Origin of the sequence: Scandinavium sp. (assembly GCF_032012665.1) — a bacterium.
Classification (GTDB): domain Bacteria; phylum Pseudomonadota; class Gammaproteobacteria; order Enterobacterales; family Enterobacteriaceae; genus Scandinavium.
On record NZ_DALZVG010000028.1, the window covers coordinates 20,458 to 39,350 of the forward strand.

16 protein-coding genes are annotated in these 18,893 nt (G+C 50.8%); 6 read left to right on the forward strand and 10 right to left on the reverse strand.

Annotated features, from left to right (window positions below; translation table 11 throughout):
- Positions 1-80: 80 nt before the first annotated feature.
- From RTU33_RS18550 to RTU33_RS18595, 10 genes are all read right to left on the reverse strand, one after another.
- Positions 81-3,047: an autotransporter outer membrane beta-barrel domain-containing protein gene (locus tag RTU33_RS18550; RefSeq protein ID WP_312629310.1), complete on the reverse strand. Its 2,967-nt coding sequence runs from the start codon at positions 3,045-3,047 to the stop codon at positions 81-83.
- Positions 3,048-3,172: 125 nt separating this feature from the next.
- Complete coding sequence (locus tag RTU33_RS18555; protein WP_312629311.1) at positions 3,173-3,829, reverse strand: hypothetical protein; 657 nt, start codon at positions 3,827-3,829, stop codon at positions 3,173-3,175.
- Between the two features lie 14 nt (positions 3,830-3,843).
- Positions 3,844-6,195 (reverse strand): fimbria/pilus outer membrane usher protein, encoded by a 2,352-nt coding sequence (locus RTU33_RS18560; RefSeq protein WP_312629312.1) that lies wholly within the window; start codon positions 6,193-6,195, stop codon positions 3,844-3,846.
- Positions 6,196-6,394: 199 nt separating this feature from the next.
- The gene (locus RTU33_RS18565) at positions 6,395-7,069 is read right to left on the reverse strand and encodes a DUF1120 domain-containing protein (RefSeq protein WP_312629314.1); all 675 of its coding nucleotides are present in this window, start codon (positions 7,067-7,069) and stop codon (positions 6,395-6,397) included.
- Positions 7,070-7,122: 53 nt separating this feature from the next.
- Positions 7,123-7,821: a DUF1120 domain-containing protein gene (locus RTU33_RS18570; protein WP_312629316.1), complete on the reverse strand. Its 699-nt coding sequence runs from the start codon at positions 7,819-7,821 to the stop codon at positions 7,123-7,125.
- A gap of 99 nt (positions 7,822-7,920) precedes the next feature.
- Positions 7,921-8,634 (reverse strand): DUF1120 domain-containing protein, encoded by a 714-nt coding sequence (locus RTU33_RS18575; protein WP_312629317.1) that lies wholly within the window; start codon positions 8,632-8,634, stop codon positions 7,921-7,923.
- An 81-nt stretch (positions 8,635-8,715) separates the two neighbouring features.
- On the reverse strand, positions 8,716-9,390 hold the full coding sequence (locus RTU33_RS18580; protein WP_312629318.1) for a DUF1120 domain-containing protein: 675 nt from the start codon (positions 9,388-9,390) through the stop codon (positions 8,716-8,718).
- 37 nt (positions 9,391-9,427) lie between these two features.
- Positions 9,428-10,141 carry a DUF1120 domain-containing protein gene (locus tag RTU33_RS18585; protein ID WP_312629319.1) on the reverse strand — a complete coding sequence of 238 codons (714 nt, stop codon included), beginning with the start codon at positions 10,139-10,141 and terminating at the stop codon, positions 9,428-9,430.
- A 117-nt stretch (positions 10,142-10,258) separates the two neighbouring features.
- Positions 10,259-10,948, reverse strand: coding sequence for a fimbria/pilus chaperone family protein (locus RTU33_RS18590; RefSeq protein WP_312629361.1), 690 nt, complete (start codon positions 10,946-10,948; stop codon positions 10,259-10,261).
- Positions 10,949-12,538: 1,590 nt separating this feature from the next.
- The gene (locus RTU33_RS18595) at positions 12,539-13,186 is read right to left on the reverse strand and encodes a hypothetical protein (RefSeq protein ID WP_312629320.1); all 648 of its coding nucleotides are present in this window, start codon (positions 13,184-13,186) and stop codon (positions 12,539-12,541) included.
- A 1,473-nt stretch (positions 13,187-14,659) separates the two neighbouring features.
- On the opposite strand from RTU33_RS18595, the gene RTU33_RS18600 reads away from it, so the two are divergent.
- The 6 genes from RTU33_RS18600 to RTU33_RS18625 all read left to right on the forward strand — a co-directional run bounded on the left by RTU33_RS18600 (position 14,660) and on the right by RTU33_RS18625 (position 18,881).
- Positions 14,660-15,232, forward strand: a complete 573-nt coding sequence (locus RTU33_RS18600) for a transcriptional regulator (protein ID WP_312629321.1) — start codon at positions 14,660-14,662, stop codon at positions 15,230-15,232.
- A gap of 215 nt (positions 15,233-15,447) precedes the next feature.
- A complete protein-coding gene (locus RTU33_RS18605) occupies positions 15,448-15,675 on the forward strand; it encodes a Flp family type IVb pilin (protein ID WP_312629322.1) in 228 nt (75 codons plus the stop codon).
- A gap of 81 nt (positions 15,676-15,756) precedes the next feature.
- Positions 15,757-16,182, forward strand: coding sequence for a prepilin peptidase (locus RTU33_RS18610; protein WP_312629323.1), 426 nt, complete (start codon positions 15,757-15,759; stop codon positions 16,180-16,182).
- Between the two features lie 22 nt (positions 16,183-16,204).
- Positions 16,205-17,041, forward strand: a complete 837-nt coding sequence (locus RTU33_RS18615; RefSeq protein WP_312629324.1) for a pilus assembly protein CpaB — start codon at positions 16,205-16,207, stop codon at positions 17,039-17,041.
- 29 nt (positions 17,042-17,070) lie between these two features.
- On the forward strand, positions 17,071-18,408 hold the full coding sequence (locus RTU33_RS18620; RefSeq protein ID WP_312629325.1) for a pilus assembly protein N-terminal domain-containing protein: 1,338 nt from the start codon (positions 17,071-17,073) through the stop codon (positions 18,406-18,408).
- Entirely contained in the window at positions 18,405-18,881 is a 477-nt protein-coding gene (locus tag RTU33_RS18625) for a hypothetical protein (protein ID WP_312629326.1), read from the forward strand. The genes RTU33_RS18620 and RTU33_RS18625 overlap by 4 nt, the downstream gene beginning before the upstream one ends.
- Positions 18,882-18,893: the final 12 nt, after the last annotated feature.

An 18,893-nucleotide genomic window follows, 5' to 3' on the forward strand; every position in this document is an offset into this window, starting at 1 on the left:
TTACCTCTATAGCGCTACCGGAGCCATAGAGGCAATAGCCTGTTTTACCAGACTACTCAAAACGGGTTATGTCACCGTTGTTAAAAAGCCGCCTTCACGCCCAGCATACCGAGAGTATCGCTGTAGCCGCTATCACCTATTTGCTGCCCAATGTTTCCCCAAAGGGAAAGGCTGCGGTTTAGCTGGCTTTCTACCCCCGCTTTCAACTCTGCGACGTTACGATTGCCTGCCCGATCGATGCGCACACCATTCAGGCTAGCCCCGAATGATTTTGTATTATGTAACCAGTTTGCCTCGATAAACGGCTCGAAGGTTCTATTCTTATTTTCATCCAGTCGGCTATGCCCTTTTATAAAGGTACGGAGACCCAGGCGCGACTGAACGTTTCCGGTGCCTTCTCCCTGAACACGCGTACCGTTGGCCTCGTGGTGCTCATTGGCCCTGACATTCATCCATGTCAGCTGCGCCACCGGCTGAATATACCAGCTTTCGCGGGGCGTTCTTTCACCGGCTTTCCAGGTATAACCCGCTTCAACGGAAGTGGTCACGCCTTTCGATTTATAATCTTCTGAGGATAAGGACTCCCCCTTCACACTGTTATTGAACCAGTTGTAAAGCATCCAGATATCAATATATCCCCCTGTGTTATCCTTGCCATCCTCAAGCCAGGTGCCATACCCCCCTACGCTGTATCCGTTAATTCGTCCATCAGCATGGTAATCATTACGCTGGTTGCGGGTACGGCTATGCTGGTTCGCATACCCACCCATTACACCCAGATGAAAACGGCTCTCGTTGCCTGCAGTCCATTGTGCAACGTCTCCCCCCAACTGAAGAACATAGCGGTTAGCCTGGGTACTAAGCTGCTCACTGTTGTCTTTGCTGCGGCTGTGCCCCCCTACATTTCGCATCCACAGGCTGGTTACCCGGTCCTCGCCGGTGAGCGCATCCACATAGTGTGTTTCTCCCAGGCGATCATGAAGTCTGTTAAGGAACAGCGTATTCGCTGCCGCCAGGTTTGCCGCGTAGGCGCCCGCTTCAGGACGAGCTGTCGACGAATCGCGAGGGTCCAGCGGTTTATCCGTATTTTTTCCACCATCATCCGGGGGAGGCGTTGGCGTAACGTCCTTGCTGGTCAAATACCAGTTAGCAGCATAGGCACCTTCTCCTCTGGCCAGACGATAATCCCAGGCACCTGCCACAATTCGTCCCTTCTGCATAAACTCGCCGGTAGAGTCGCCCTGCACATGGATGAGTTCAATTCCTTCCAGCGTTTTTGCCCCGCTGCCACCCGCATTTGTGACCAGCACGCTGCTTTTTCCCGAGGTATTACCGTCTACCAGCATACGATCCGTTAGGGCATCGTCATCACCAAGCACCGTACGAAAGGCAATTAGCCCATTGTCGCCAGCATAATCCCCACGAACATGAAGCCGGGTCCCTGGAGTATCTCCTGCGAATGCAACGGTGCCACCATTGTGCAGCGTATCCAGTACGGAATTGCCCGTGACGTTCCATATCCCATGATTTGTCGTAGTCAGCGAGGTCGTTCCGCCTGAGGCATTGACTGCGCCATTCAGCGTGGCATTATCCAGCGCCAGGCTGAATGCCGAACGGGAATCGTTTCCCGTCACGCTAACATCTCCTGACATCATCGTGCCATTGCGCAGATTAGTACTGATAACTGCCCCGCCAGGCTGCCGCTTGGTGGGATCCTGCATGACCAGCGATGTACCGCTGTCGCCGGAGAGGATTTGCGCATTATCAAGCGTCAAATCCAGCGAATGACTGGCTCCTCCGACAAGCAGAAGCGCATCAGAAGACGACGCCATAATCGTCGTATCCTTGACAATAAGCGCACCATTGTCCCGCAGGGATAGCGCCGGTGCATTACCCCCTTTCGTCGTAATCGTGCCCCCGGTGATATCCCCTGACGCGCCATACAGGATAACCCCCGCCGATTCATCCTGCTGCGTGACGATATTCACGTCACGAAGATGTACCTGCGCATAATCGCCCTGAAGCCCCGTCGTTCCTTTTCCGTCTGTTGTAATACTTCCTCCCTGCATGTCCAGCGCGGCACCCTGCCCAACATAAATGCCCATAAACTGCCCAGGGGTGGCGGACATATCCCCTGCAACGGAGATGCTGGTATCAGTGAGGTCGGCCCGGCTCTCTCGGCCAAAAACATCGACCGCAGCCCCTGCCCCGCTAATCTTCGTGCCCACGATGCGACTGTTGCGAATATCAGCAGTCGCGCCCTCGTCCAGCGAAAAGGCGCTCCCCTCCACGTCAAACGCCAGCTGTACGTTATCCGCATCAAGGGCGGTTCCCGGGTTCAGCTGAACAACCGGATAGTAGCCGATATTTTCAGGATTCAGCGGAGAGGTGGACAGTGAGCTGTCCCGCAGGATGGCCGTGGCCCCCTCACTCAGCTTAAGCACGGCGTTATCGTGGGACAGCAGGCTGCTGCCACTGGTAATGGAAACGGTGGAACCGCCTGCGGCGCGGATCATCGCCGCACCGCTGCCGGAGGGCTCGCCTTCAAGCGTGAAGTTATCCAGCGCCAGGCGGCCACCGTCGCTGATATCAAACGCCGCCCGGGAGGGCGATGACAGAGCATTTTTCAGCAGAAGCTGGCTTCCTGCCCCGGCAACGTACAGCACATCCCCTCCGGTAAAGGTAACGTCCGACAGCGCCACCTGCGCACCGTCCTCAATGTACGCCTGAGCACCAAACGAAGGGCCCAGGGTCACGCCGTTAAGCTCGATACAGCTGTTTCCTGAAGCGCGAATAAGCGCGTTGAATCGGCTGGAAAGAATGACGTCCCCGCCGGTAATCACACCGCCGTCATGGGCGTTCAGAGCCGAATCGCCCATCGCCGTTGCGGTAATATCACCGGTAATGATCTTGTTTTCGCCGCTGCCGGCATTCACAGCTGGCGCGGCACGAACACCGCAGCTGAAGGTGCTCAGGGCCAGTATGATGGCGGTGCTGAGGCAGGAAAGGGACAAGCGTTGGCGCTCGCCGGAAAATGTTTCAGACATGATCTCATCCTATGAGTAACAGAGCACTGACATTTAGCGCACCTCAGCATGGCCGGGCCGCGCCATAATTCACGAAGCCGACCGCAGCGGCCTGACCTGCCGCTACGGGGCACTTTCTTCTTTGCTCAGGGCACCAGGGTGATGCCAAGCGAGGCTTCCGGGTATGCCCGCTGTAGCGGACGGCTGTCCTGCTCGCCCAACACCGGTACCACCTCGAGGGTCACGTTCAGCTGTTTGCCGTGAACCGGCTGCCCATTCCGGACGGCCATCAGGCCGTCGCCGGGCGTCAGGGACAGCGACGCTTCCGGCTGCCCCTCCGGATTTCCGGCACCGTTCAGCTTCTGAAGCTGTACGCTCTCCCCGTCAATCTGTGCCCTGAGAGCGCGAATGCGCAGGACGCTGTCTGCGCCCCCCCAGCTGAAGGCGCTTCCTCTTGCTATTCCGTCAAGGCGGATCTTCATATTCCGCGGCAGGGTGCAGATGGCGCTCAGCTGGAGAGTGCGGGTACCCGGCGTCATTCCACCGGGAGCATTCTGGAGCTGTCCTCGGCTGCGGCTGCCAAAATCCACCACGCCGGATCCCGCCGTCACCCGGCATTCAGGAAGGATTAACTGCATTTGCGGCTGAGGGTTGACTGCGGCGTGGCTCTTCCCGGCACAGACCAGAGCCATCAACAAGATGACCGATGCAACCTGCAGAAAAAATGCGGTCGGACGGGCGGGCCTGCGAGGGCCACAAATCACGTTCAGGATCTGGCGAAACTGGCTGTCACTGTTGTTCACTGGTATCTCTCTCATTATCGGCATACGCCGCTTGCGTTTTCGTAAAGGCCCGCACTTTCATCAGGATCTTCCGGCAAATTGTCCATGATGATGCGGCACTCCTGCCCCTTCAGATCCACGCTGAACACACTGCCGGGCTTTGTATCCGGCAGGAAAATATTACCGTCGTCATCCACCACGGTGACGAAGTTGTCCTGGTCATCATAAACGGCGGCTCCCGGTGACAAGCGACCGCCCGCCGCGTTCCGCACGCTGACCAGCACTCGCCGGGTGGAGACGGTGTCGAAGCGCACCTGGCTGACCGAGCCGCGCGCCGGAGAAACGTCCTGCGTACCGTTCAGCACATCGGCCCTCCTTCCCAGGCTACGCGTATCTACCTCTACGTCGGAGCGGGTCCAACTGGTCAGGGAAGGGAGCACCGCATAACCATTGCTGTCCGTCCACACCGGACCAGCTGGCGTTTCCAGCCTTACGCCAGCCTTTTTGCCCACTTTCGCAATGCCAAACGTGTCCTGTACCTGGTACGGGGCCAGGGTAATGCCGTGCCGATGAGCCACCGCACTGCCGGTGGCCTGAAGGCTCAGGCTACGCGAATGGTCAGAGTCTGCGGACAAGCTGCCGGTCAGATCGCTCCAGCGGCTAACGGCGCTAAAAGTGCCTGTGGCGGAGTTCTGCCTGCGGCCTTCATCCCTGTCCACGGAAAGGCTCCAGTTACGATCCTGGCTGAGACGCTGGTCAATCCGGCTACCATAACGCCAGCCATCCCGGCTGTGGCTCGCCGTAGTATTAAGCGTTGTTTGTTCTCCCAGAGGGAACTGTAGTGAGATGTAAAGCCGGTCATCGCGCCCATAGCCACCTCCGCTCTGATTACGTGAAGCATTGACATTCAGCGTAGCGCGGCCAAACTGCCGGCCCCAGCCGAGTTGGGTCCAGGTTGTTGCATCTCCACGCGTCTGGGTACTACGCCCCGCAGAAAGGCTCAAGCTACCCAGCCACTCCTGTGACCAGGTTATCCCACCCCCGTACTGGTTTTTATTGCGGGAAGCATTTTCCTGCTCCCGACTCAGGGACTCGCTGAACTCACGGTAGCCCTCGTCCTGGTGCGTACCGCTAAGATTGAGGGAAAACATCTCCCCCAGCGGCTGGCTGAGAGACAGGGAGGTCAGCGATCCTTTTTTATCGGAAGAAGAGGCGCGGGCCAGCGTATTTTGCAGGGTTAAGCCCGTGCGCCACAGGAAAGTACTGTTCAGCGCCGAACTCACCGCCTGATAATCATCAGACCACACAACGCCAGCCTGAAGGGCCGTTCTCTCCGTCAGCTGAAAGCCTTTTGAGGCCATGGCCACAAGGGGCTTTTTATCCGCCCCCTTCTGGTCATAACGCCCCATTCCCCATGACACGCCGGGCGTGATGGTGGCCCCATCGCGGGCATAAGCGGAGGCAGGAACGATAAAGCTGCGCTGGCTACCATCCGTGCCGCTCACCGTTACCGTCAGGTCGGTTCGGGTATTCAGCAGAGAAAATCCGCTCAGGCTGAACGGCCCGGCCGGGACGGTAGTGTGATAAACCGGAATCCCAAGCTGGCGCACTTCCACGACTGACGGGCCGTCGGCGATTCCTGTTACAACGGCCGCTCCACGACCCGCATACAGCGCCTGCTCAGGCGTCATCTGGAAGCCGATCACCTGCCCGATACCGAACAGGCCGCCGGAGAGCGGAACCTGCCCAACCTGAAGCGTGCTCTTCAGACGTGCAAAGGTGCGCTGGGCATATGCGTTCTGGTAATCCGTTTCCATCGTATCGTCAAAGCGGTACAGGCTCTGATTGCTGCGCACCACCCAGTCTCCGGCATTGAACCCGGCTTCAGTCTGCACCTGCCAGTAGTTCATACGGGTGGCACTCGCCTGGCTCCCCATATACTGGGCGCTGTAGTTCAGCAGCGCGGCCGCGCCATTGTGCTGCCACTGCGCCCGATCCGCATCCGGGTCCAGCGCATCCTGGGGCACAATCAAGGCCAATGTACCCTCGCCCGGATCGGCTTCCACCGTAAACTGTGGCCAGACGGCTGTCAGGTCAGGGCAGGTTTCCTTCATCTCCCCTTCTTCCCCCTGTCTTTCCGGTACGCCAGCCGGTACCTTCAACCCGGCATTGCGCAGGAGCGTCGCATCCGGGCAAAAGCGCCCAGCTTTATCAAAATATGCCGGATGACGCCCCCGATCGGCACCGTTCACCTTCAGTGAAACCCGGTTAACGCCCGGCGGAAACGCATCACCACGCTGAAATTGTGTGGCAAGGGAGGTATCCAGCCCCTGAGTTTTCAGCGCTCCGGTATCAAAAATAATATCGTCGGCATGGGCCGCAGACATTGCCAGCAGAGCAGGAAAAACAGTCAGCGTTGTGCGGACAAATAATGCCAGAGCCGACGGTTTATAATAAAAAGCAGCGCCAGAAAATAACCTGAATGAAATAACGGGACGTGCGTCTGACACGGGTACTCCGGAAAAAAATAAAACAGTCCATAAAAGGCGCCCCGGCAAGGGCACCTGTAATTATTTTAATGATTAATCAAAGGTAGATGACTTGAATGGTTGACATACCATCTAAATTAATAACTTTAGTAAGATCAAGCTCTGAGCCTTTATTCAGAATAGCCTGAGCAGAAATGTATGCACTTAATGTGGTTAAAGGGATCGGAGCGGTCATATCATCCGAAGAAGCAACTGAGTTCAGCTTATTATCATCTAATAACCATCCGCCCCCCACTTTCCAAGTGGACCCATTATCAGTAGAATAGATAGCAGAAACGGAAGAACCATCAGCGAGATAACTGGTACCAGCTAGTCCGAGAACGTATCCCCCGATGCTAATACCATTAATCATACCTAACCCACTTAATTGCTTATCCTTACTATCAGCACCAAGTAATTTTATTCCTGCAGGGCCAAGAAAACCTGAGTCCTTCCTGATATCCGTAGTTTTAAATGCGATTTTCATAGGAGCATCACATTTAACCGTAAAGCTCAAAGACTTTCCACTCAATACCGTATAATCGTCTTGCGCAAGGCTGGCGGCTTTAATACTACCATAATCAAACACCGCGCCTCCGCTGATAGCCGGTACACAGGCTGGCGGCACAATCTGCCCGGTAACCTTCACATCCACATTATCGTCGACGGCCATCGCCTGGCCTGCTGCCAGCACCAGCGCCGCAACAGCGATTAATTTTACTGAACGGTTCATTCCATTATCTCCCGGTCTTATAAATGGGCCGGAAACCCGGCCCGCATTGGTCATCAGAGGTAGTAAACCTGCAGGGTAGCCAGGCCATCCAGCGTGACCGGTTTGGTCAGATCCAGCTCAGATGCCTTGTTGATACCCGCCTGTACGGACAGAGTGCCGGTCAGGGTAGTCAGAGCAACTGGTGTGACAGTGCCGGTTGCGCCCCAGGACTTATAGGCACCAGTAGTTGCCAGCCAGGCTGCGCCGCCCGCGGCTTTGGTCCAGGTGGAGCTGGCATTAGGGGTACCCGTCGTATCCAGCGCATCAACCGCATTACCGTCCGCCTTAACAGACGCTGGCTCCATCCACATTGCCCATGCACCAATGTTCTTGCCATCAGCACTGCCCAGGCCCAACTCTTTTCCGTTGGCCGCCACGGTGCTGGCCTTCATACCCCAGTTTTTACCGGTCAGCGCCACGACGCTGTCAGAGCGCATATCCTGAGTTTTCAGGGCAATCTTCACCGGCGCTTCACAGGCGATGCTCAGCTCAAGCGTCTTCACGTCCAGCATGGTGAAATCATCCGTTGCCAGGGTGCTGGATTTCATGGTGCCGTAATCAACAGTTGCGCCACCGGTAACGTTCGCCGTGCAGGCAGCCGGGACAATCTGACCGATAACTTTCACATCAATGCTGTCGCCTGCGGCCATAGCCTGTCCTGCAGTTGCAGCAAGCACGGCAGCCAGAAGAGTTTTACGCATTACTGCTTTCATAGTGTTTTCCTTTACAATTTAATTCACATTTTCAGTCTGCTTATAAAAATAAGCAGAATACAAACCAACACACTCTAAAATATAAGAAGACGCGTTGCTTTAGAGATAAATAACCTGAATATTTATCTGACCATCCAGATTATTTATCTTTGTCAGATTAAGCGCTGACCCTTTATTGATCGCGACCATCGCCCACATTGTTGCATTCATAACTTTAACCGACAGTGGCTCAAGCTGCCCTTTTTCCGCCAGTGCGAACAAACGTCCGTCGTCATCAAGGTAAACGCGGGTATTTGTTCCCGTTGAGAGCTTTGTCCAGGTCTGCCCGTTGTCCTCTGAACGGATGCTGTCGAGGCTGTCGAGGGCGGTCTCCGTAGAACCGTCGCCTTTATCCACCGTCATTTTTGCAATATTCAGGGAATAGGCACCGATATTTTTGCCATCCTCTGTTCCCAGCCCGGATAAAGCCGTATCAGCAGTGATATCGCGACGCTGCATGTTTTTACCCACCGGCAGCACGGCCGTTCCCTTGCGTGCATCCGTTACCTTAAAGGCTATTTTTGTTGGCGAGTCGCAGGATACCGAAAAATTAAGTGTTTTTTCTGCTAACAGATTAAAATCATCGCTTTTCAGAGAGGCTGCTTTAATGGCACCGTAATCAAATACGGCCCCACCGCTCATCGCCGGAATACAGGCTGGCGGTACAATTTGCCCGGTGACTTTAACATCAACGTTATCGTCAACGGCCATCACCTGACACGCCACGACACTCAGAAAAGCGGCTAACAGCGTTTTACGCGTAATTGCTTTCATTGTTTTATCCCTATTTCAGCCTGCCCACTATATTCAGGCAGGCGAAACTGTCCTGAATCTGATTTATTAAACCGATCCTGTTTATAGGTACAAGACCTGAATAGAGACCAGTCCATCCAGATTGATAACTTTGGTCAAATCAAGCTCAGAAGCCTTATTGATCACGGGCTGGGTAAGAATAGTGCCGGTCAATGTCGTAAAGGCTACTGGTTCCGTGGTTCCGGATTTTGCAACGCTTGAAATATATTGCTGATCCATCCAGATACCTCTGTAATCACCAGTTTTCCAGGTTGCTCCGTTATCCTGCGACTGAATACCTTCAAAGCCCTTTTCGCCGTCGATCGTTAAATCGGTGTCCCTGATCCCCATGGCATAGTTGCCGATGTTTTTTCCGTCTACCTGCCCGAGCCCATAGAATTTGGATGTACTGCTGCCATTAATTCCCATAGAGCCGCCGCCGGAAACAACCGTTCCCGCACGACCGTCCGCTGAGATAAAGGCCACCTTCATCGGAGAACTACAGGTGAGGCTGAAGCTCAGACCCTTTTTCGCCAGAACGTTAAAACTGTCGCTCTTTAATGAACCCGCCTTAATCGCCCCATAGTCAAATACTGCCCCACCATTGACTGCCGGTATGCATGCCGGAGGCACGATCTGCCCCGTAACCTTAACGTCAACGTTGTCGTCAACCGCCATTGCCTGACCGGCAACGGCAGCCAGCAGCGTAGCGGCCGCCAGTTTGGTTAATTTATTCATTATCGGTATTCCAACTTGTATTTTCAGAAACAAATAATCAGAGGTAGAACACCTGGATGGTGGCCATGCCATCGAGGGTTACGGTTTTGGTCAGATCAAGCTCTGAACCTTTATTGATACCCGCCTGCACGGACAGGGTGCCGTTCAGAGTGGTCAGCGCAATCGGAGTAGTGGTGCCGGTAGCTGCCCATGACTTATATGAATCCCCAGTCTGCGCCAGCCAGGTAGTACCTGATGTAGGTTTAACCCAGGCACTGTCCGTTGCTGCCGGGAAACCATTCACAGCAATAACGTCCACAGCGTTACCGTCGGCCTTAATGGAGTCTGGCTCCATCCACATTGCCCACGAACCAATATTTTTATCGCCAGCTTTGCCCAGCCCAAGCACTGAGCTACTTGCCTTATACTCCCCGCTCTGGGCCTTAACATTCCAGCTCTTACCCGTCAGCGCTACGGTACTATCCGCGCGCATATCCGTGGTGTGGAGCGCAATCTTCATCGGCGCCTCGCAGGCAATGCTCAGGTTCAGGTTTTTCACTGCCAGCATGGTGAAATCGTCCTTCGCAATGGTTTCCGCTTTGATGGTGCCGTAGTCCACGGTTCCACCGCCGCTGACGGTTGTGGTGCAGGCCGCCGGAACGAACTGTCCACGGACCTTAACATCAACGCTGTCGCCTTCGGCCATGGCCTGGCCTGCTACGGCGGCCAGGAGCGTGGCCAGTAAGGCTTTACTAATAGTTGTTGTTTTCATTCTGCTTTCCTTTTTATGACTGTAAACCGGCTCCAGGCCGGTGCTTTCCATACCGGAAGCCGGACCCGCAGACCAGGCTTCCTTCTCAGGCAGACACCTTACTGACCGTCATGCAGGTTACTGCGCGATCGGTGCATCGAAGGTATTTACCGAATATCCCCATGTGGTCGCTGGCGAAATACGCACCTGCTTCGTACCGGACAGCGCTTTTCCTTCCGGAGCCTGTAAAGAAAGATGCTGTCCTGGCAGGATGTAACTTTGAGGCAGGCTCAGGGCTACATTCCCCGGCAGCGTTTTCACGCCCTGCGCCAGGCGTACCACGTAAGGGGAATCGTTGCTGACCAGCAGCTTGTTGCCAGCGACCTTCCAGCTCAGGCGTTTCCAGGGAGCCTCATCGCGGGCCAGGCCTGCCGGACGAATCAGCACCGGTAAATTCTGACTGACGCTCATGCGCACCTCATTTTTGCCCTTATTCTGGGGCGGAATACCGTTGAAAATGACGCGGCGTAGGCGCTCCGTTTTAAGCGGCGCTTTACTTATCAGCATAAAGCGCACCTTCTGTGTTTTGCCGCCGTCCACACGAATGGCCGGAGGCGAAACCAGCAACAACTTCTCTTTATCCTGAGCAATATCCTGAATGGTGGTGGTCAGCAGCATTGGATAATTATCCGTGTTGGTGACATTCATGGTCGCTTCGCCATCCCCGCCCTCAACAATAACCACCGACGTTTCTGGCACCATTCCCGTTGCGTGGGAATACAGAGGGAAGAGACACAACGTACTCAACAATAAGCTGGCCGCTGACATTGCAGATTTATTTATTACTTTCACTTAACACCTCTGATTCTGTTTATCAGGCTCATATCACCTGACGAAATTTCATTTATTTAATAAAGCATTCTGCCATCACTTCCCCCATCGAGTGGGTCGGCACAAACAGACGCAGCAGACAGCACCTCTATAAAAATGCTGAATGCTTTATGCAGGTTAGCGTGGCAGACATTAGTCAATAACAGGCATGGTCTGTTACACTGATGACAAAGTTCTCAGGTTTTATCTACCGGCAGATGTAATTAAATCAATCCTGGTAACGGGTCATTTCCGTATTCCAAAAGCAGGTCTCGTCACCGGATGATGAATAATCACACCATTACATACAGGAATATATTTCCATTGATAACTCATGGGAGCACAGCAAAAAGCGCTGATTAATCATCTGTCAACCAAAACAGTGCATACCCTCACAAGAAATAACATCCCAAAGACAAATATTATTTTTTTGATACGAACGTGCCTGCTGTATGTCGAAAATTATCCGGCACTGCACAAAAAAAATAAATAGCGAAAAACAACCTTAAGAATATCTTTTCTCACTTACGGCCTAAGCAAAACCACACAATGTAAAATTAGTGTTTCGCATACATATCCACAACGAAAAAAGATAGCTAACACATTGAAATAATTATTAAAATACAAAATCAATCACACCAAAGAAAAAGCACGGTCGTAACAAAATATTCACAGAATAAGTTTTGGATAAGACAGTTAAGACTGAAAAAATTAAAAATAAGGGCATATAGAGTAGATTGTAGTCAAAAAAAACTAAAATATAGCTCCTGGTTCCTTTCTGGTTCAACCTCAGCCGTGTTGAAATCTTCGCTAAGGATAGTACTGAAAGTGGTTCACTCCTCAATACTTCGGATTTTCATATAACCAGCACGATGTATATCTAAGGATTTCGGAAGTTTGTGTCTGACAGACTTTGGAGATACTACGCATCGTATTGCGTAAGATTTTTTGAGAAAGGAGTTTTGTAGCCAACACCTCACAATGATGAGCTACATATTAAAATATGCACACCAGCAAGGAATAAAAACATTGCGTCACGTAAAAAAATCACTAACCTTTAACACGAAAAGTCAGGATATCATACAGTGCGGGGCAGCAGTGCATTGATAAGTCCCTAAGGATGCTTCATCGCATTTTATTTAAATATGAATGGTATGTTGTATTACAAATGGAGGCTGGCTTGAAAATTCATAGAATCATCAGCACAATTTATCGGCAGATCGTGGATTGAAAAATCATCTAACACACACCAATAGCATGTATTAGATGATTTCACCGCTCTTATTGTGGAACAGGAATAAAAAGTATTACTAGTATCACCCTCTAGCTAAATGTTTACGACCAATGGCGCCATTAAAGTAACATTCCACGAGTTATATTTATGCTATATCCCTGGTCCATAACTCCGGCGGGTTACTGATTTCTGAACACTGCGTACAGGGCAACTATCGTTAACCTGGCAGGACTCTTTATCGTCATACCAGAGGTATACTGTACCTTTTATGAAAGGTTGCCCGCTTCTTCAACATTGTCTCTGAGTAAATCGCTTTAACGATCTACAATTGCGAGATAGTCAGGCAGCGTGCCGATTGCCATGGTCATCCGGGACTCTCTTCCCTCTTCCCGTATAGAATAAATAAGCATGTACAGGCGCATCAGCCGTAGCTGAACGGCGCTGTTAATGCCCTCCAGGAACATTTCCCGGGCCAACAAGCATTTATGTCTGCTGATCGTTTTTTCCGGCATACTAAACCTGCCAGAAACATCAAAAAGCAATGTCCGGAAGGTATTATAGTGCGAGCGCCCGGCTAACCGATCGAAATTAACCTGAAACGGATACTGCCGTGTGAGCTTCCCGTAAAGGACGAGTTCAATTAGTATTTCTCTGGATAATTTTCGATGGACGATCAGGATGCCACAAACATTAATAACCGGAACAGCTACAATCGAGGCAATTTCGATAATTATACGGAGTGTTTTATGATGGGCAGCATAGCTAATAATTGTCAGCAGCATACTGTAATCAGCCACGCTGATTACAAGAACTTTAGTTTTTTTTGAGCTAATAAGATAATCAAAGTAATCCGGAATACCCACCATGTCGGCTGCCAGTAAACATGTTACGTTACCGCCCAAAGGATAGTTGCTGCTTCCCTGTAGAAAATAAATACTATCACTAATAACCATTACAGACACGATAGCCTTCCCTCGACTAGCAACAATAGCGCAACGTTCCTGTTCTTCACTTCACAGAATAAATTCTGAATGAAAGACAGACTGTCGCCCGACAAAAATATTAATTCATAATGCAGGCAGGTCTGCCACACATACTAAGTATTATCTGACGGGTTATTCATAAATGGAATCACAAAAAAAGGTCTTAATAGCATCTTTTTATTCACCGATGCACATAATGTGATCACAATGTAAACGCAATATTTCTCAATACCCTGATAACACCACAATAAGTGCACCCACCGGGGATCCGACCAATAAAATAAAGGCCTTTAAGCGCACGCCACAGAAACAGTTTCAGTACAATCCAATTACAAAATAAGGCAGACATAAGGCAGACATAAGGCAGTTAATACTAGAAATCAAGAAAAAGAGAATTGCAAAGTGAATTCTGTAAGTACAGCGAACAAAAAATAGCCCCCCACAAAGTACCGCGAACCGTCGTTGGTGGCGATAAAGCAGAAGAGTCCGGAAGGGAGAAGATAATCTGCAGCTGAAAAACGGGGTTGGATTCGAGCTTACGAAAAACGCATTGTTCAATACCCAAGTACAATATCGGCAGCGCCTTCAATCAGAAGGCATCAGCGGCCGGGCATTTTCCGCTGGAGCCAAAATCAATTTCTGATTATCCGGTAGCGAAAGGACTTATTCTGCTGACGCCTGAGGCAGTACACCGCCAGGCTATTATCCCGACAACTTCCACGTCGACTCATACTCAGCCTGATCCGGTATCGCCATCGTATCGGCAGGAACAGCCCACTTGTATGATGACGGCCTCACCACTGAATATAACTCCACCAGGCTTGACGTGGGCCTCCAGTACTATTTCCAGTACTTTGATTATCATGTGCTATCCGAAGAACAAGACACTGCTCAACAGGTTGGTTTCCTCACAATTAGCCCGAGAAATACTGCAAGATAGATAATCTCCACCTGGTAAACTTCATTTCTTCTTGTTGAATCGCATAAAACCATAAGGCATTTTCCTAATTTAAATGGGCATGTTAATTTTTCATTATAAATAAATAAATTATGTTAGCTTTTTTTTGAATTCAACTTACCAGCCTCCAAACCCGCACCAGTAGGGTAAAAGACAAAATAAGATTAATTGATTAACACACAATTAACACACCTCACGGACAACAATCACCATACCAATCAAAAAGAAGAAATCGATCGAAAATTCCAATTTTAACCCACCAGAGATTTCCTCCTATCATGTTCATCACATTTTTGACAGACCATATTCAACATGGATTTAACATGCGTTCTGGCAGCTATTCTGAGCTAACACTGCCTCTCATCGTGAATATCATTTTGCCCGCTAACAATTCTCCTGGGATATCTTCAGTGTTTTCTCACTGTCGCCTACCAGAAAGAATCCTGGTTAACTGATATCAATCAAGCAGCAAACAGTAACACTGGAGTTTATTCATGGATGTAAAAGAGAGACCGCTATACACTCTCGACAAAGGGGTAATGTTTCTGCCGGAAAAGCGCTGCTTAATGACTCACGACGGTATTAGCGTTGAATTATCTGAAAATAGCTATCGATTTCTGTTGCAGCTATTAAACGGTGAAACTGATAAACAAAAAATCATCAACGAGGTCTGGGCCGAGCAAAAAGGCTCCGTCAGCGAAAGTAGCTATTATGGCCAACTTTACCTTCTGCGAAGGTCGTTTAACGAGGTAGGTCTCTCTCACTCTTTAATTAAAACGATCCCACGCAAAGGGGTTAAATACACGGGCGAAGTCATAAAAGGTACACTCGTGGAGGGAGAACATCCACTCCCCTTCCCCGTACAAGAGAAAAGCGTCACAGAAGTCAGGTTTGAAGGGCCTGGTGACGAGGAGAAGGCAGCAGCAAAAAGAGGCTCCTCCATTCGCGGTAAACCCGAATGGTACAATTCGAAAAGCTGGAATATTTTTGTTTTTGTCCTCTCGGTGCTGGCCGTGTGCTGGCTGGTAACGCTGACGATGGCAATTCTGTTCTTCTGGAAGGTTTAAGCAGAATAAATAATAACTAATTATAATTTTTAAGGGTTTTAATGAGGATTTCACTCCCCTTTTTCGGGTTAGATACCTAGGTCAACATCGCTACTGCCAGCAGAATTTCCGAATCAACAAGGGAGTGTCAAAAGGCATGTTCGATGATTGGATATTTTATTTCAACTCACTGCCCAGTTAATTATTAATTTTTTGGCATAAAACAAGGTATCGTTATGACTCATTTTTTGACTAAGTACTACATCGTTGCAGAAAACAACATTGCGAATTTTTTTAAAAACCAGCGCGGCGTAACAGCTATTGAATATGCACTGATCGGGGTCGGAATGGCGACCCTGCTGGCATTAATCTTCGGCGATCAGAACAGCGGCTTCCTCGGTGCAATCAATACCGCCTTCCAGAAAATCGAAAAAGCTATTGAAAGCGTAACAATGAGCAAATAATTGCTGTTATATCCGCCGTGATAGCTATCACGGTGGATATCGCTGGCCTCTCTTCAGAGATTGATTATCAGGGATAATAATATGACGTGGTTAATCACGGCAAACTATATTGCGGTAGTTCTACTATTACTCTGTGTTTGCGTGCAGGACGTCACCTCACGGCTGATTGCCAATAAACTCGTGATTGCAGTCGGCGTAGCCGCCTGTACGCTGTCTCTGCTTCGCGGCCAGTATCCCAACCTGATTCTTTTTGCTGCTGTACTGATTCCCGGTTTTATTCTCTGCATGGCTAATATTATTGGCGGCGGTGATATCAAGCTGATGTCGGCGCTGGCGCTGCTTTATACCTCCTCTCAATTTCCCCATTTTTTATTTCTGACCGCTCTGAGCGGCGGAGCCGTTGCTTTGGTTTGCTTGCTCTTTTTTTTTAAAACCACAAAACAGCATGGCGTGCCTTACGGTGTGGCTATCTCATTAGCCTTTATTTTTTCTTATTCCATAAATTGACGCATACAGAAAGGAATCGTTGATGAATCATCGGACACTTTTTTTTCTCTCCATCACGGCTATCGTTGTCGGGGTCACAGGGATATTTTTACAGCAAAAAGGAAAAACATCGGAGCCCAAACAACAAGTAACGGTTGAAAATGTTCCCCGCACCATTTTAGTGGCAGAAGCCATCCACAACCTGCAGGCCGGAGAAATACTGTCGCCTCAGGATTATAAGATCGCCACCTTAAAAACATCATCAACCATCAGCGATCCTCGGGATATATCATCGATACCTGGTGGAAATCTTCGCGGATATTTAGTCACAGAAACGATAAAAAAAGGCAGCGGCATCACGCTGCCGATGTTGCTCTCCCCCACTCATCCGGATTACGCGAAGCGCAGCCTGAGAGTGAATGAGATGCCTTACGCCTTCCCGGTTTCTGCTCCCGACGATTATTTACTCTCATCGACCCGTGCTGGCGATAAGTTAGCGCTCTACATCAGAATAAAAGAGATTGAGAGAGGGAAAACGGAGATGGTAGGTCTGGCCTCGGAAGGATCGTCCTCCTCCTATCGCGCCCAGACGCCTAAATATGTCGTCACCCGAATATTCGAACAGGTAACGGTACTGGACAGCAAACGCTTTTCCAGCGCCAAAGAAGGTGAAAATGCTTATTCCATGAGTAATAAGATAGTGGGCACCATTGTCCTGCGCCTGAATCAAAAGCAGCTTGCAATGTTAAGAACAATTGAAACCTCCGGCCAGCTGTTCCTTCTCCCGGACAGTCAGGATAAGCAGAGTATTAAGCGAATAAGCATGGACGACGTGCTTCCACAGCTGCGCTCAATAAAGGAATTAAGAGGCTCCAGATAATTTTGCAACATTTAACTCAGAGAAAATATATGGATAAGGTTTTTACTCGCACAGCAGTGGGCATATTTATCAGTTTTTTTGCACTTCACGCACTGGCTGCAGATATTTATCTGACGCCTGGCGATTCACAGGTCATCCAGGTTAAAGAAAATATTGATACGGTCTTTATTTCCTCGCCAGATGTCGCCGACTACGAACTTATTGGCGATAAAAGCATCGTCGCCTATGGTAGGGAAGAGGGGCGCGCCGATCTCATTGCTTTCGATAAAAACGGTGATCAAGTGCTTAAGGCTACGCTAGTGGTCGACACCATGCTGAGCAGTATTCACCAGCAGATTAATCAGGCGTTTCCGGACAGCAACGTCACTATTCAAAAAATGGGCAAGACCTACGTGATATCCGGTACAGCACCGACCGAAGAGGCGAAAAGTCGTATCTACCAGATTGTCGGTGAAGGTATTGGCGCCAAAAGCCGCGTGAGCACGAAAAAGGTTAAGGATGCATCCGACAAGAGCAGCAACAGCGATGACAACACCCCCTGGCTGAGCGATGTAAGCTGGGAAGGCGTCATTAATAAGCTGGAGCTGCCGATCACCAACCAGGTCAACGTTAAGCTGTCGGTGGTTGAGGTCAGCCGTGAGTTTATTGATAACGTCGGGCTGGACTGGGGAGCGGGCTCTACGATCCCCGGAACGTTCCACTTTGTCCGCTTTAACGCGGATACCCTGACCAGCATGGTGCATGCCATCAGCAACGACTCCGTCGCCCGGGTTCTGGCCGAACCTAATCTGTCGGTGCTCTCCGGCGAAACCGCCGAATTTCTGGTCGGCGGCGAGCTGCCTATTGTGACCTCATCGCAAAACGGCAGCAGCGTTACCTATAAAGAATTTGGCATTAAGCTGAATATTGGCGCAAAGGTGAGCAGCAGCAAAAAGATACGACTGCTGCTGGGCGAAGAGGTCAGTAATCTCGATAACACCTACTCCACCCGGGCAGGAGATAGCCTCCCGGCGCTGCAAACCCGTCGCGCACGGACCACCGTTGAGCTGGGCGACGGCGAAAGCTTCCTGCTCGGAGGCCTGATCAGCAATGAAGAGCGTGAAGCACTAAGTAAAATTCCAATGATTGGTGACGTGCCGATTCTGGGTGCCCTGTTCCGCAACGTGTCAACCCAGCGCAAACGTAACGAACTTGTGGTGGTCGCTACCGTTAATCTGGTCAAACCCCTCACCCCGCGCGAAGTGGTACTGCCCGACTTCAGGCGAACCTCAACTCTCAGCCGGTTCTTTAATTTCGATGGCATCAGCCAGCGTCGCGACAGAGCGCGGGCGCAGGAATTTATCGAACAGGGAGGGTTCATCAAATGATCAGGCTGCTCCCTCTGACCCTGCTGCTTCTGCCCTGCCTGCTGCTGGCATCTGCGACCAGCCGCGCGCAGGAGGCACTCTCAGCCGTCACCACGCTGACGCTGGCCTCGACGGACACAATCTCCCGGGAAGTGGCAACCGGCAAAATTCTGGCGCTGGCCGGGCAGCACTTTGATGGTGAAATTGCCCTGATTTGGAACAACGACGGTTTCAACACCAGCGCGCAAAACTTGCGTAGCGCCCTGATAGCTCAGGGTGTAGCACCGGATCGCATCACGCTACCCCACGAGGCTGGTGGCTTTAGCAATCGTAACGACGGCGGCATTCGGATAGTTATCCAGCGCTTAAGACCACGCCTATCTGAGTGTACCGACAAGCAACAGAACTACCGTTTTAACGATCGCACTGAACAGGGCTGCGCGCTGAACAACAGTCGCAGCCGGGCGTTAGTTACCCCCTATCACTATGACTAAAAGGGAAATGAC

Coding starts and splice junctions, on each gene's coding strand:
- RTU33_RS18570 (WP_312629316.1), bottom strand. CDS start 7,821: ATGAAAGCAGTAATGCGTAAAACTCTTCTGGCTGCCGTGCTTGCTGCA.
- RTU33_RS18625 (WP_312629326.1), top strand. CDS start 18,405: ATGATCAGGCTGCTCCCTCTGACCCTGCTGCTTCTGCCCTGCCTGCTG.
- RTU33_RS18600 (WP_312629321.1), top strand. CDS start 14,660: ATGGATGTAAAAGAGAGACCGCTATACACTCTCGACAAAGGGGTAATG.
- RTU33_RS18610 (WP_312629323.1), top strand. CDS start 15,757: ATGACGTGGTTAATCACGGCAAACTATATTGCGGTAGTTCTACTATTA.
- RTU33_RS18575 (WP_312629317.1), bottom strand. CDS start 8,634: ATGAAAGCAATTACGCGTAAAACGCTGTTAGCCGCTTTTCTGAGTGTC.
- RTU33_RS18560 (WP_312629312.1), bottom strand. CDS start 6,195: ATGTCTGCGGCCCATGCCGACGATATTATTTTTGATACCGGAGCGCTG.
- RTU33_RS18580 (WP_312629318.1), bottom strand. CDS start 9,390: ATGAATAAATTAACCAAACTGGCGGCCGCTACGCTGCTGGCTGCCGTT.
- RTU33_RS18565 (WP_312629314.1), bottom strand. CDS start 7,069: ATGAACCGTTCAGTAAAATTAATCGCTGTTGCGGCGCTGGTGCTGGCA.
- RTU33_RS18590 (WP_312629361.1), bottom strand. CDS start 10,948: ATGTCAGCGGCCAGCTTATTGTTGAGTACGTTGTGTCTCTTCCCTCTG.
- RTU33_RS18585 (WP_312629319.1), bottom strand. CDS start 10,141: ATGAAAACAACAACTATTAGTAAAGCCTTACTGGCCACGCTCCTGGCC.
- RTU33_RS18620 (WP_312629325.1), top strand. CDS start 17,071: ATGGATAAGGTTTTTACTCGCACAGCAGTGGGCATATTTATCAGTTTT.
- RTU33_RS18550 (WP_312629310.1), bottom strand. CDS start 3,047: ATGTCTGAAACATTTTCCGGCGAGCGCCAACGCTTGTCCCTTTCCTGC.
- RTU33_RS18605 (WP_312629322.1), top strand. CDS start 15,448: ATGACTCATTTTTTGACTAAGTACTACATCGTTGCAGAAAACAACATT.
- RTU33_RS18615 (WP_312629324.1), top strand. CDS start 16,205: ATGAATCATCGGACACTTTTTTTTCTCTCCATCACGGCTATCGTTGTC.